General features: G+C 51.1%; 13 protein-coding genes and 1 riboswitch. Of the genes, 5 read left to right on the forward strand and 8 right to left on the reverse strand.

Annotated features, from left to right (window positions below; all coding sequences use genetic code 11):
- Nucleotides 1-124: 124 nt before the first annotated feature.
- Nucleotides 125-718 (reverse strand): helix-turn-helix transcriptional regulator, encoded by a 594-nt coding sequence (locus JVX88_RS20705; RefSeq protein ID WP_211620024.1) that lies wholly within the window; start codon nucleotides 716-718, stop codon nucleotides 125-127.
- A 534-nt stretch (nucleotides 719-1,252) separates the two neighbouring features.
- Nucleotides 1,253-1,738, reverse strand: coding sequence for a L,D-transpeptidase (locus JVX88_RS20710; RefSeq protein ID WP_225931129.1), 486 nt, complete (start codon nucleotides 1,736-1,738; stop codon nucleotides 1,253-1,255).
- Nucleotides 1,739-1,850: 112 nt separating this feature from the next.
- Here JVX88_RS20710 and JVX88_RS42090 point away from each other — a divergent pair, with 112 nt between their 5' ends.
- Nucleotides 1,851-4,589: a GAF domain-containing protein gene (locus JVX88_RS42090; protein ID WP_211620025.1), complete on the forward strand. Its 2,739-nt coding sequence runs from the start codon at nucleotides 1,851-1,853 to the stop codon at nucleotides 4,587-4,589.
- Between the two features lie 17 nt (nucleotides 4,590-4,606).
- On the opposite strand, the gene JVX88_RS20720 is transcribed toward JVX88_RS42090, so the two are convergent.
- The 4 genes from JVX88_RS20720 to JVX88_RS20735 all read right to left on the reverse strand — a co-directional run bounded on the left by JVX88_RS20720 (nucleotide 4,607) and on the right by JVX88_RS20735 (nucleotide 6,703).
- Nucleotides 4,607-4,882 (reverse strand): hypothetical protein, encoded by a 276-nt coding sequence (locus tag JVX88_RS20720; RefSeq protein WP_211620026.1) that lies wholly within the window; start codon nucleotides 4,880-4,882, stop codon nucleotides 4,607-4,609.
- A gap of 75 nt (nucleotides 4,883-4,957) precedes the next feature.
- A complete protein-coding gene (locus JVX88_RS20725) occupies nucleotides 4,958-5,554 on the reverse strand; it encodes a hypothetical protein (RefSeq protein WP_211620027.1) in 597 nt (198 codons plus the stop codon).
- 74 nt (nucleotides 5,555-5,628) lie between these two features.
- Nucleotides 5,629-6,450: a TraM recognition domain-containing protein gene (locus JVX88_RS20730; RefSeq protein WP_211620028.1), complete on the reverse strand. Its 822-nt coding sequence runs from the start codon at nucleotides 6,448-6,450 to the stop codon at nucleotides 5,629-5,631.
- Nucleotides 6,428-6,703 carry a hypothetical protein gene (locus tag JVX88_RS20735; RefSeq protein ID WP_211620029.1) on the reverse strand — a complete coding sequence of 92 codons (276 nt, stop codon included), beginning with the start codon at nucleotides 6,701-6,703 and terminating at the stop codon, nucleotides 6,428-6,430. The genes JVX88_RS20730 and JVX88_RS20735 overlap by 23 nt, the downstream gene beginning before the upstream one ends.
- 433 nt (nucleotides 6,704-7,136) lie before the next feature.
- Nucleotides 7,137-7,323, forward strand: a riboswitch (cyclic di-AMP (ydaO/yuaA leader).
- A 614-nt stretch (nucleotides 7,324-7,937) separates the two neighbouring features.
- On the opposite strand from JVX88_RS20735, the gene JVX88_RS20740 reads away from it, so the two are divergent.
- A complete protein-coding gene (locus JVX88_RS20740) occupies nucleotides 7,938-8,615 on the forward strand; it encodes a universal stress protein (protein WP_225931130.1) in 678 nt (225 codons plus the stop codon).
- Nucleotides 8,616-8,667: 52 nt separating this feature from the next.
- Here the strand turns inward: JVX88_RS20740 and JVX88_RS20745 are convergent, their stop codons facing one another.
- Nucleotides 8,668-8,943, reverse strand: coding sequence for a hypothetical protein (locus tag JVX88_RS20745; protein ID WP_317134398.1), 276 nt, complete (start codon nucleotides 8,941-8,943; stop codon nucleotides 8,668-8,670).
- 55 nt (nucleotides 8,944-8,998) lie between these two features.
- Between JVX88_RS20745 and JVX88_RS40860 the strand changes: the two genes are divergently transcribed.
- Genes JVX88_RS40860 through JVX88_RS20760 form a run of 3 tightly spaced genes read left to right on the forward strand, consistent with a single transcriptional unit; the run spans nucleotide 8,999 to nucleotide 11,286 of the window.
- Nucleotides 8,999-9,394 carry a hypothetical protein gene (locus JVX88_RS40860; protein WP_211620030.1) on the forward strand — a complete coding sequence of 132 codons (396 nt, stop codon included), beginning with the start codon at nucleotides 8,999-9,001 and terminating at the stop codon, nucleotides 9,392-9,394.
- A gap of 33 nt (nucleotides 9,395-9,427) precedes the next feature.
- The gene (locus JVX88_RS40865; RefSeq protein ID WP_211620031.1) at nucleotides 9,428-10,153 is read left to right on the forward strand and encodes a glycosyltransferase family 4 protein; all 726 of its coding nucleotides are present in this window, start codon (nucleotides 9,428-9,430) and stop codon (nucleotides 10,151-10,153) included.
- Complete coding sequence (locus tag JVX88_RS20760; RefSeq protein WP_263975191.1) at nucleotides 10,150-11,286, forward strand: glycosyltransferase; 1,137 nt, start codon at nucleotides 10,150-10,152, stop codon at nucleotides 11,284-11,286. The genes JVX88_RS40865 and JVX88_RS20760 overlap by 4 nt, the downstream gene beginning before the upstream one ends.
- Before the next feature lie 196 nt (nucleotides 11,287-11,482).
- Here JVX88_RS20760 and JVX88_RS20765 read toward each other — a convergent pair whose 3' ends face one another.
- A complete protein-coding gene (locus tag JVX88_RS20765; RefSeq protein ID WP_211620032.1) occupies nucleotides 11,483-12,904 on the reverse strand; it encodes an O-antigen ligase domain-containing protein in 1,422 nt (473 codons plus the stop codon).
- Nucleotides 12,905-13,027: the final 123 nt, after the last annotated feature.

Consider the following 13,027-nt stretch of genomic DNA (forward strand, 5'->3'; position numbering starts at 1 on the left):
CGCCTTGTTTCGTTGCCGTTTTCTCAATGCGTTCCCACCGTCTAAATAATGGCAACAGACAAAGACGTTTATGTACACCCTGATATTTATTGAAGCTTGACTTAATTTTCCAGTCTGTTTAACTTTAGTTATTCAATTCATGATTTACCCATTCACTGGCATCCCGTTTGGCATGGATGCTTTTAATGTGTTTTTTAACCGTATCTTCGGCAATATGCAGCTCAGCCGCAATTGCTTTATAAGAATAGCCAGCTCGTTTCAGCAACCAGACTTGAGTTTCTCGGTCAGTCAAGCCGTACTTGCGAGCTTCTGCTCTAGCGCGATGCTCAGCCGATTGGTGCTGATCTTCCAACGTCACAAACAGATGGGGCTGATCACCATAACCGAATGCTAACCACCAAGCGCGAATCCGGATCACGCCAGCCTCATCGATTTTGATTTCGTCTTCGATGAGTTTGAGCTGGTCTTCGATTAGCGTTTGGCAACAGCGCCAAATTTGTTGCGGCACTTTAGATAAGGTTTGCGTCAGTTGATGGGTTAACTGATGGCAAATCTGGCTGGCATTGGTGTTGGAAACCACTAGCTCTCCTGTATCGGTGAGAATCATGGCACCATCAATCTGGCTTTCGACTAGGACTTGAAAGAGTTGGCTAGGGGACAATAAGGTTGAAGGTTTCGCAGTCGATCTGCGATCAGGATAGGTTACAGTGTTCATCATTTTGGGGGCTGTAAATGAACTTGACACTGCCTCAGAAGGCGAATCTATTTAAATCAAGCAATCAAGTTGATTTCGTTTTAGCTTTCCTCACACCATGATCCAATTAGTTCGATTTAATCAGTTCACCAACAAAGGCGGTTGCTGCATAAAATTGCATCATCTGCATAAAACAGTCAGGATTGAGTCGTAGATGCCGTGGATACTGATATAAGCCACTACAGTTACAGAGGGGGGAATTTCGGTAGATTTCTACGCCGATTGGCTGAGTTCACCCTCTGTGCGACCCGTTCCAAAACGGTAAAACTAAACTACAGTCGATTTACGCACTAATCCAGGTTTCTTCTGCTGGGGGAGATTACTTTTCAAGTCTTGCAAGAATTGAATGTAATTGTCTGTCTGTTTCCGTAATCATCTTCTCCGCGCTTGAGGTTAGGGAATCAGGACAATTTAATTGAGAAAGAGAGCTTAGGATGGATAGATGGGCAAATGGGAGCCTGGAGAATTTCATCAAAAATCTGATCAAAGAAGTAGGGCTTAGGGTTCGACCCGCACTAATGTTCCTACTTTGATCAGTTCATACATTTTGACAATGTCCTCGTTGCGCATGCGGACGCAGCCATGCGAGGCAGCTCGACCAATCGAGGCAACGTTGGGCGTACCGTGGAAGCCAATCACGCCGTTCGACATTTCGGCAAACCCAATCCAGCGCAACCCTAGGGACCCATCGATGCCAGGTGGTTCAATTTCGCCAGTCCAGGGGCTTTGCCAAGCCGGATTGACGATCATCTCGAATACCTTAAATTCGCCGGTCGGAGTCGGAAATTCTGGCCGTCCAATTGCTACCGGATAGCTGGCAATTACTTTCTGACCTTGATAGACATAGACTTTGCGCTGTCCCAATCTCAGCACCACATATACGGTCTGGGCCTGTGGCTCATAGCGAGAAAAGTCACCCAATCCAGGCAGAGTAGGAATCACCAGGTCAGGAGCCAGACTGCGCGGCTGAGGGGCTGACGGCAATGCAGGTGCAGACGGCGATTCTGATAGCGGGGGTTGACTATAAGCTGGGGGAGATAGGCCGGTTAATGCGGTCAATACAGCCCTAAAAGTTCTCCGATCGCTGGGAGTGAATTTGCCACAAAATCCCAAGCTCTACGATGTCTCCCTTGCTCTCTGGAAAACCCAGCTTGCCCTGGCCGGAAAACCGATTGATACGCTGCTGAATTTACCGCAGATGACGAATCCCAGGAAGCTGGCCGCTATGCGAATCTTGGCGAGTGTGATGTCTGCGGCCTATGTTTGCTCACCCAATTTGTTTGTTTTGATAGCACTGAAAATTCTTAATCTGTCGCTGCAATACGGCAATATTGATCTCTCGGCCTATGCTTACGCTACCTATGGGCAAATTCTCTGTGGTGTAGTTGGTGATATTCCCAAAGGCTATCAGTTTGGTCAGTTGGCGTTAAATCTGATGACCAAGCTAAACGCCAAGAAGCTGAAGGCGCGAGTACTGCTGGTTGTCCATGACTACATCACTCACTGGCAGAGCCATGTCAAAGAAACGCTATCCCCCTTTCTAGAAGCCTATCAGAGCGGTTTGGAAACTGGCGATCTAGAATTTGCCACCCGATCCGCGATGGTCTATTCCTATCATTCCTATTTTTTAGGACGCGAGCTGAGCCAGTTAGAGCAAGAGTTGCGCAACTACACAACCATCATCCGCGAGCTGAAACAGGCCAAATACATTGCGATGAACGAGCGGTACCGCCAGATAGTCTTAAATCTGCTCGGTCGCTCACCAGATCCCTGCCGTTTGGTTGGCGAAGCGTATAACGAAGATATTTTTCTGCCCCTGCATCTGCAAGCTAATGACCGTAACGCTATCTTTAATGTTTATTTTCACAAGGCAATTCTCTGCTATTTATTTCAGTCCTATGCGTTGGCAGCAGAAAACGTAACCCAGGCGAGGCAGCATTTGGATAGTGTCTCTGGACTGTTGATTGTAGTATTATTTCACTTCTATGATTCCTTGATTAGCCTGGCAATATTCCCGCAGGCATTCCAGATCGAACAGAAGCAAATTTTGCATCAGGTGAATGCAAATCAACGCAAACTGAAGCAGTGGGCCAGTTATGCCCCAATGAACCATCTACATAAATTCTATCTGGTGGAAGCAGAACGCTACCGAATTTTGGGTCAAGTTGTGGCCGCCTTGGATGCCTATGATCGAGCCATTGCCCTGGCAGTCGAGCATGGCTATGTTAACGAAGCAGCCCTTGCCAACGAACTGGCGGCTCGGTTTTGTTTGGAGCAAGGCAAAACTCGCTTAGCCCAAACCTATTTGGCCGATGCCTACTATAACTATGCACGCTGGGGTGCCCAAGCCAAAGTTCGGGATTTGGAACAGCGTTATCCTCAGTTGGCGGCCCTCTTCAACCAACCTGCGAGGCAAGCCGGCCATCAGCCAGCGCATCAACCAGCCAACCCACCGGCTGCTAACCTGACTGCTCCTGGCTTCGATGCAGGCACCAGCAGTTGGAGTTCCACGACCACTATCACAGCAACGCGGCTCGATATTTCGGAAGTGCTCGATCTGACCACCGTTCTGCAAGCCTCCCAAGCCCTCTCCAGCGAAATTCGGCTAGAGCGATTGCTGGCCACCTTGATGCAAGTTGCAATTGAAAATGCCGGAGCCGAGAAAGGCGTTTTGCTGTTGCCCGATGGTGACCGCTGGTTGATCCGAGCCAAAGTCACTCAAAACCGCAGTCATCCCCAAACATTACAAATCGATTCCCTGTATCGCTCGCTGCCAACCGAGTCGAGTCAAGATGTGCCGATGTCGCTAGTCCACTATGTAGCGCGGACCCGCCTGACGTTAACCATTGAAGATGCATCGCGAGAAGCTACCGCCGATCCCTACATCCAGCAGCAACAGCCCAAGTCGATGCTTTGTATGCCGATTCTGCGGCAGGGCAACTTGACGGGTATTCTCTACCTGGAAAACAACCTCACTAGCGGAGCCTTCACCCGTGACCGTCTAAATGTGCTGAATCTGTTGATGGCTCAAGCCGCCATTTCATTGGAAAACGCCCGTCTCTACGAACAGTTAGAAGATTACTCCAGCACTCTAGAAGCGCGGATCGAAATGCGAACCCAGGAACTAGAGGCCGCCCGTCGCAATGCCGAAGTGGCCAACCGGGCCAAAAGCGAATTTCTCGCCAATATGAGCCACGAACTGCGTACACCCCTCAACGCCATTTTGGGATTTGCCCAGCTGATGGTGCGGGATACCTCCCTTAGCCCAACCCAGCGAGAAAATCTGGAAATCATCAACCTCAGCGGTGCTCACCTGCTCAACCTGATCAATGACGTGCTGGAATTCTCCAAAATCGAAGCAGGCCGGGTCACGCTTTCAGAAGCCCCCTTTGATCTGCTGAATTCGATCGCGACCAACGTCACGCACATTGCGATCACGGCAAGCAGGACCATTAAGGCTGCAATCACACAGGGCGCCATCGGTCGCTCTCTTTCAGGAATGGACGGCGGTGGGAGAGCCAGGACGCGAGGAAGCGATCGGCTTTTCCTCCGATGGGTTGCGCTTCATGCGTACCACGTTCCATATCCCGCAGCAGATCCAGCCCACAACGACGTAGTACGGACAGTCCCAAGCGCCGAGAGCGGTGCAGAGTGCAAAGGAGAGGATGAAGTCGGTAATGCTCCACAGGAACACACCGACGCCAATCGGACCACACAGCGTGCCCAAGGCGAAGCCGACAAGCGGGGTGCGCTTGACGCCCTTCCACAGCAGCATGGCCAATACTGTCTCACGGTCGAATGTCATGGTGAAACTCCAGCAAAATGCGGCGGGTAGCCGTAAGGTGTTGAGGATTACTCTCGTTCCAACTCAGGGGTGTCACGGTCGCGCTCCGACTCTGGCGTCGTCGCCTGTCGCTCACGCGACTTCGCGAGATACGCATCTAGTGCACTCTGACCCGGTTCGTCCCTGCCTCGCTCTGGCTCCGCGTTTCCACGCAGGCCGTCGGCGACTTGTCCGGGTGTTTTCGTGCCGATCATTCCGTACTCGGGATGCTGGGCCGCCGTTCCGGCTCCGTAAAAGACGGAGCCCAGTTCGTGAAGGCCCTGCCGGAAGTACGCACCGAGCACTTCCATGCTCCGCTTGCGGTCGTCCGGCGAAAAGAAGGGGAGATTCAGTTTCATGGGGTGTCACTCCTTGAAAGATCAACGACCGCCGTTCATCTGACGGAACCGATCCGCCAGGGCTTGCTGTTCGATCATCGCGTCGTTCATTTCCAGGGCTCGGGCGCGTTCCACGGAGTCGATGACGGCGTGCGTCATGCCCAGAGCAAAGGCGGCGACCATCAGGTAGCTGCCGAGGGGCTGACTGAGCGGCATCATCAGGACGCCGACCGCGAACACCAAGAGAGGCTCCAAGCCCGCCTTGATGCGGCTCTCCGGCATTCGCTTGAAGATCCGTGCCAAACGGGGCCAGCCGTTGTACCTCGTATGCACATGCTCACCGCGTGCGAGCATCCGGAATGTTTCGATGCGAGCTCGCAACTGAAAGGCGATGAAGAGGAGCCAAAACACGCAGATACCGGCAGGGCTCTCCTGGGGCCAGAACAACGCCCACATCGGCACCAGAAGCAGGGCGACGACCGAGGGCATCCCGAAGTAGTTGGAGCCGAACTTCGTTCGCAGAAACACTTCCACGGGACTCGCCACCGCGTTGGCGAGGAATACCAGAATGTTCGCCGCCTTCTTGGCGTCCTGAATCGGAGTCCATCCTGCCTGCTGCTCTTGCTGTTGCTGATTCATTGCTGTCTCCTTGATTGCGCAGAGTGACCGCCCGCGTAACGCACGCGTTCGTCCGCACCGCGTTGTTCGCTGTCTCACCTGCGTTGAGGAATCGCTGTCCGACACCACGTGCGGTCGTTAGGGAACCGACGGCCGCCTTGATACACGATCACCTCCGTAAACCAGTGCGGAGGCCCACCTTTTGCCAATCCGTTCAGTTCGCCTGCCTGAAGCTCAAACTCGAACGACTCAGAGAAGCCCGCGGAGCCGCCGCTCGACTCGCCCCAGAGCGGCGCCAGCCAGTCACCGCCCCGCGTGGCGTTGCTATTCATGAAGAGCTGTCGTGACCTGCCCACGAGCTCCTGGACGTAGTTGATGGTCTTGATGTCGGTCTGCTGGTGGAAGATCTGTGTCTGAAGATTTCCGAGCAGAGAGTGCACCCTTGCCTCCGACTGAGATCCGAAGGCTTCGAGGTAGGTCGAGATCGACTGTGTCGCATACACGACCGCGGTGTGAGAACTGCGAGCAGTCGTCTGGAACGCTTGGTCCGCATCCACGATCAGAAGGTGACACTCATCGCACACGATGAATGTCGGTCGGGCGTTGCGGTTGATGTCACGCCGACCGTGGCATCGCTGCGTGCAGTACTTCAGGACCACCTGAATCAACTGACCGATGTCCCGATAGACCAGCACCGGGAAGTCCACGATGACAACCGAACCGTTGTAGAGGGACTCGGGGGAGAAGTTCGGATTCGGAGCCGACACCATGTCACGCACCGCGCCGCGACTGAGTGCATCGGTTGCCGAGGTGAGCGTGCTCTCAACCGTCGATCGCGTCCGAGAGTTGAGTCCAGCCCACTCCTCCATGAAGAACACGATGGCGAGGTCAAAATCAGCTCGCTGCGAATCGTTCATCTTCGCGCTGCCGGCTGAGCGAAGACACTGGAAGAAGAACGAATCCCGTTGCCAAGATTCGCTGAGAGCTTCTTTGGTCTAATTCTGCTAGCAGCTGTTGTTCGCTAGAGCCAGCTATCCGCATCAGGGCCACCAGCAATACGACAAGTACTAGCCCAATCAACCAAGGTGCCCAGACGAAGCCAGCCACCACCAACCCAAACGCTGCCATAACCGCAACTGAAATAATTAGCAGTATGACCAGATCGACCATTGCCCTAAGCTCTCAAAACGAAATGGTTACAACAGGTATCATTACAGCCATGTTTGTGACTTGGACTGTAGTGACTAACAGTGACTAACCTAACAGTGACTAACAGTGACTCAACACGGTGATCCAATAAGTAGTGAAAACATGCGAGGACATGCATAGAATCATACCGAGATTTTACGGAGTCAGCAGGGGGACGCTGGGTTTATGTCTACAAGTCTTAACTTTTGTAGCAGCCTTTTCAGCTACCTATGGATAGAAAAAGGTTGATAAACCGAGCCAAGACGCTAAATGGGTCAATTTTAATCGCCCCAATGGCAGATTGACGCTAACCGATGACAGTGTTACATTGCAAAAGCATGAGGATGCCAGCGTGCAAACCAACCTTCTTACTTCCAGATTTGACTTGTTCATTATGTTGGTTTGCAGTGCTAGTTTGTAGAGTCAGCCTAATCTGGTCACAAGATTGTAGTGGTGCCATCTAATGCAGTGACCAGAGCGGAGGAACCACTTTATAAGGGGCGCATTTTGCAACTGTGAGTCCTTTTTGGCTCACTTTGTTAAAGGGGTACCTCTCAGCCCTAGCCCGTCAGCTAACTCCGTCGGCGGTGAGGGGAGACTGAAGAGACAGAATTTTAATCGCCTGCTCTCGTCAGTATCTCCAATTGGTTGAGTGTAGTGTTTATTGCACTTGTTGTTAACTTTGGGGAGATTTCGTCATGAGATTGTTGGGCCGGTGGCATCGTCGGGAACGCCGCTCAAAATGCTTAAGATATCGTTCATGTCTCGGTTAGATCAGAATTGGATAGCCGAATAAAACTTAAAGAAACGGCTGGATAGCCTTAATTTATGGTTGCTGGGGCAGCAGGTTCAGTTTGGGATTCTGAGCCATACTAGAGATGAACCGCCATTTGCTCATGCCAAATTGTTTCAGCAACACCTGTAAACAGGATCCCCCCTCTAGGATTCCGCTAATGGTCAAGGATGGTCAGTTAGGATGGCGCTGGTAAAGCAGCTAGCTCTAAATAATGCTGGCTTCAGGAATTTGAGTGGTCTTAGCAGAAACATTCAACCCGCTGTTTTACCCATAAATCTTCTTAAACAAGCGACCTCCTCCGGCTTTTCAATTTGCAGTAGCCTATCTTCCAAGCCGTGTTATGCGAGTCTGTGGCTGAACAATTCTGTTCGCGAACCACTGCAATCTACCTTTGCTTGATTCCTCACCTTCGTAAGTGTTATGAACATCAAACCCATGCTGTTGCGTCTGCAAAACGCGCTCGGTCAGGATAATCTGAGTGAGCAAATGCTGCTCTATCCTGGCTTAAACTTGGACAAGTCGTCTGAAATCAACGGCAATTTTGTAATTGGCTACAACGGTTCTCCCAACAGCCAGACGGCGCTGGATTTCATTTTATGGATGGCATACCAGACTCGGCTCGCTACGCAAAAGCAGGTTACTGTCCATGTCGTTTACGTGATTGATTGCTATAACTCGCTAGAGAATACTATTCCAAAGGCACCCCTAGATCGCTTGGATTTACAAGAAGCGGCCAATTGTCACCTTCCTAGTGCTGAACGGTTTGGTTTTCAGTGCGATACAGGCACCCTCTCGCGGCCAAGTGGAACGCAAGTCGTAGAACGGCAGTCCTCCACCGCATCTTTAGCCAATATGCTAGAGCAGGTAGATCGGATTCTTTGGCAGGCCCGCTGCCTGTCGGATGAATGGCGCGGCTCTCTCGAAGCCCATCTCCGATTTGGTGCAGTTGCCACCGAACTGCAACAAGTGGTAGAAGCCCAAGCTGCTGATCTGTTGTTTGTCGGCTGTAGTGATATCACCCATCCCCTGGTGCAACAGCTAGTCCCCTGCTCGTCTTGCCCTATTTTAGGCATCCCAACCGAGCTAGAAGCGGTTTAGGATGGTTCAAAGTTTGGACGATGGCGAAGCTTCTCAACCTAGAGCCATTTTTCTAAAGCTGTCGTCCTAACAAGCGTTGGCGCACGCCTTCCGCAATTTTCTGCCCCAGGTATTCTGGAATCAAATTTTCGTTAGGACCTAGCAGGTAGAGAATCAGTCGGGTCCTGCCGCGCCAAACCAGCAAGTTGGCATTCACGATCAGCAAATCCTCCTGCCAAATCGCATACATGACTTTGTAGAACAGCCCCGGCTGGTTGTCGGCCTCAATAATCTCCTGAATCTCTCTGCGAATTTGAGCAGATGCAAACTTTTGCAGCGCTAAATTCAACAGACCGATTCGCCAGCACCATTTTTCAGCACATTTATGGCAAATAGAATCCAAGATGGCAGCAGATTTACGAGTCGCTTGGCTTTTTCCCTCGCTCAGGTTAGGGAACTACTGGCATCCGGTGCTCAGTGAGTTCACCAAGACCTATCCTCAAACGATTGTATATACCGGAGACTGGCCTGGTTTCTCTCCTGGGTTTGAAGGTGCCTTTACGGTTGAAACTGTCGGTAGAATGCAGTTTATGGATCTAACCCAATCGAAAACAGGATATGGTCAGGGATTCATTAAGGTTTCACCAGCAATTGTGGGTAGACTGCTGCGCTTCAAACCGGACGTGATCTTCACCAGCGGTTTTTGCCTCTGGTCTATTTTGTCGCTTTTGTTTAAGCCTGTGGGAGGCTGGCGGGTCGTAATTGTCTATGATGGCAGCTCACCAGGGGTCGATTATTAGGATTCGCCAATTCGTACCCTTTTGCGGCGACTGATGAGGCGGGTTACCGATGCGTTTGTCACCAACAGTCTTGCCGGCAAAGACTACCTGATGCAAACACTGGGGGTCGCCCCGCAAGCTATTTTCGCTCGCCCCTATCAAGTTCCCGATGTAGCTGCGTTGCTAAAGCAGAGTGAACAGGTCAAATCCGATTCTCAACCGTTTCAATGTCCGATTTTTCTGTTTGCAGGACAGTTAATCCCGCGTAAAGGATTGCATCAACTGCTAGAAGCTTGCAGAGTGTTGCGCGATCGTGGCTACCACAACTACACCTTGCTGGTGGCCGGAGAAGGTCCCCAACGTCAAGCATTACAAGAGTTCTGCAGGGCTGAGAATCTAGACGCTTATGTGTATTGGTTGGGCTGGGTTAGCTACGGGCAACTAGGAGCTTATTTCCAAAGCGCAGATGTCTTTATTCTGCCAACTCTGGAAGATGTCTGGGGTATGGTGGTGCTAGAAGCGATGGCATTTGGCAAGCCCATTCTTTGCTCTCAGCGAGCAGGGGCGTCCGAAATGGTGCTAGACGGGGAGAATGGCCACCTGTTTGAGCCTGACAACCCTGAAGACATAGCAGATGCGATGGCACGTTTGATTGACACACCGGAGCAGATTATGGAGATGGGGCAGCGATCGCAGCAGCTCATTGCCCATCATACTCCAGGCGACGCAGCTCAATTTCTGACTAAAGTCACCCACATGGTTGCGGAGGTCAGACTATGAGTTTGACAGCGTTGAATGACGACATTTCTGCAGTGCAACAGGACAGGTCACTGAAGGTGCTCCTTTCAGCCTACGCTTGTGAGCCAAATCGCGGTTCCGAACCAGGAGTGGGCTGGAATATGGCTCGAGAAATTGCTCAGTATCATCAAGTTTGGGTGTTGGTTTCCCATACACATCGCGATGCCATCGAAGCTGAACTGAATCAACGCCCTATCCCCAACTTGCACATTGTCTACCTTGATCCTTTCGGTTGGGTATATGACTGGTCGCAAGAAGGCAAACGCGCCCAGTGGGATGTACATCTTCACTATTATCTCTGGCAAATTAAGGCCTATTTAGTGGCTAGACGCCTCCATCAAACCATTGGTTTTGATCTGGTGCATCATGTCACCTATGTTAAATATTCCAGCCCCAGTTTTCTGTCGCTACTGCCCATCCCCTTTTTCTGGGGTCCGGTGGGGGGCGGTGAATCTAGCCCCAGGCGTTTTTGGGAGGGACTGAGCCTGCGAGCCAAAGTTTATGAGACGCTGCGGGAGGCATCTCGACGATTGGGCGAGCTGGATCCCTTTGTTCATCTTACGGCCCGTCGCAGTTGCATTGCCTGGGCAACTACAGAAGAGACCGCCAAACGATTGCATCGTATAGGCGCTCAGCAGGTCCAGGTTCTTTCGCAGGTTGGACTCAACGAAGCAGAAATTTCAGTGCTGACTGATTATGCGTCCTCGGAATCACTACCCATTCGGTTTATCAGCATTGGTAGACTCCTACATTGGAAAGGCTTTCACCTGGGGTTACAAGCGTTTGCCCAGGCCAATTTGCCTATTGAGGCAGAGTACTGGATTGTGGGCGAAGGACCAGAAAACCAGCCGCTTCAGGAATTAGCCCAGACGCTGGGAGTGGCCCATCAAGTTAAGTTTTGGAACCGATTACCGCGAGCCGAAACGCTTCAGCATCTGGGAACCTGTTTGGCGCTAGTTCATCCTAGCCTGCACGATTCAGGAGGCTTAGTTTGCCTGGAAGCGATGGCAGCGGGATGTCCAGTCATTTGTCTGGATTTGGGAGGTCCTAGCGTACAGGTAACGGCTGATACCAAGTTTGAGCAGCAAATTGGCTGCAAATCTATGATTGGATGACAATTAGCTCTCGCCTTGCGAGGAGCCAGGTAGCAGTTGCAAAGTAGCAGTTGCAAAGTAGCAGTTGCAAAGTAGCAGTTGCGAACAAAATTCTTGTAATCAAACACCGCCTGAGCAGAGCAACAGGCGGTGATAAACGGTGAAGACAGCGTGTTGAAAAAATTTTTTAGAAGCAAACCTTTCACAGGCTGAGTTTCTAAAACGGCCTCTGCTGCACGAGTTGACGGCGAACCGGAACAACTAGACTGCTTGCCTTTCGTCGTCGAGGTTCAGGACTCATAACAAATCCTGCAATTCCTCCAGCGGCCAAAATGTAAATAGGGTTAATCATGGCGTTCATAATACAGTCCACCATGTAGAGGACTACCATGATTGCCAGAACAGCAACTGGAGCAATTTGGGGATGGGTCCAGAGTCGCGCCGGACAACGAGACCAAAATAATGCTACAACGGGCGCTAGCATGGAGGTAAAGATGCTAACTAGGCCAACCGTACCGTTTTCTCCAAAGGCAAGAATCCACAAGCTATCCTGAATTGCTAGCTGATCAACAGTTCCCGGAATGATGACCCGCGAGCGGTTAAATCCACCCCAGCCAAACAATAGTCTTTCCCGCGCGTGATCGGCCAGTAGTTCTTCGTTATTGAATCTAAATTCCAAGGATTGAACCCGCTCTGGCGGAAAGATTTGTGACAAATAGGAAACTAACTGATCAGTGAAGTAGGTATCGGTTTCCGCATTGATATAGAGATAGGCTGCCATTGCTGCAATTAACAAGAAGACGGGTAAGGCAGTGCGAAATTGTTTGCCAATATAGAGCAACACTATTCCCAGCAGCAGCAGCGTCAAAGCACCGATCGATCGAACTAGTACAAAGGTTAAAAATAATCCAGCTATCCAGCCACCCATTGGAATATTCCAAAGGCGTTTGATGGTATTGGTTTGCCACAGCCATAGGCCAATCAGGGTCGCTGCCATCATAAAAGCTCCGACGGCTAGACCATGCTGCATAAACACAATCGGTCGATAACCACCTAAGCGAATGACTTGGGTAAAATCCTGTACCGTGTAACCGCCGTAAACAATCCGGTGAAGTTGAGGGCTAAGCCGCGATTCGAGGATACACAGCGGCATGTACACTAGCCCACCAATGAAAATTCCAATTGCTAACTGGCGCAATCCCAATAAACTGTTTAGATAAATTCGGCCTAAAAAATAGGGCGCGCCCCAAGTTACCGTGCGATCCAAAGCTTGGGCTAAACCATCATAGACACCCAGATCGTTGGTAACCGACGACATATAGGGGCAAAGGCACCAAATCAGCATGGGTACATCCAGCCAGCCAAACCGGAAGGAACGGAATCGCCCCACGTCAAAAATGAAAGTTGCCAGCAAAATTCCATAGCAGGTAGCGGAGGTTTTGGTGTAGTCAGGGATGCCTGTGAGGGGTAGGGCCGCTTGAGGCAAAAACATCCAGGCGAATAGAAAACTGATGACAACAGCCTGTCGGGCAGGTAGCCGCGAAAATAAGTAAAGAACGACGGGAATCCAGCCCAACATAACCAATGGAACAAGCAGGTTGGGACTGGCCATGGGATTGCCGGGAAAAATGAAACTCATAGCTGCAAAGTTCAATAAACTAAATGGCGGTGGCGGATCTACCCGGATCAACTAGTATGCTGAATGCACCTGCAATGGCTTCAATGCGGCCAGAATGCTCGATTTATCGAATGCTTAGATCGA

It is taken from the genome of Leptolyngbya sp. 7M, assembly GCF_018128485.1.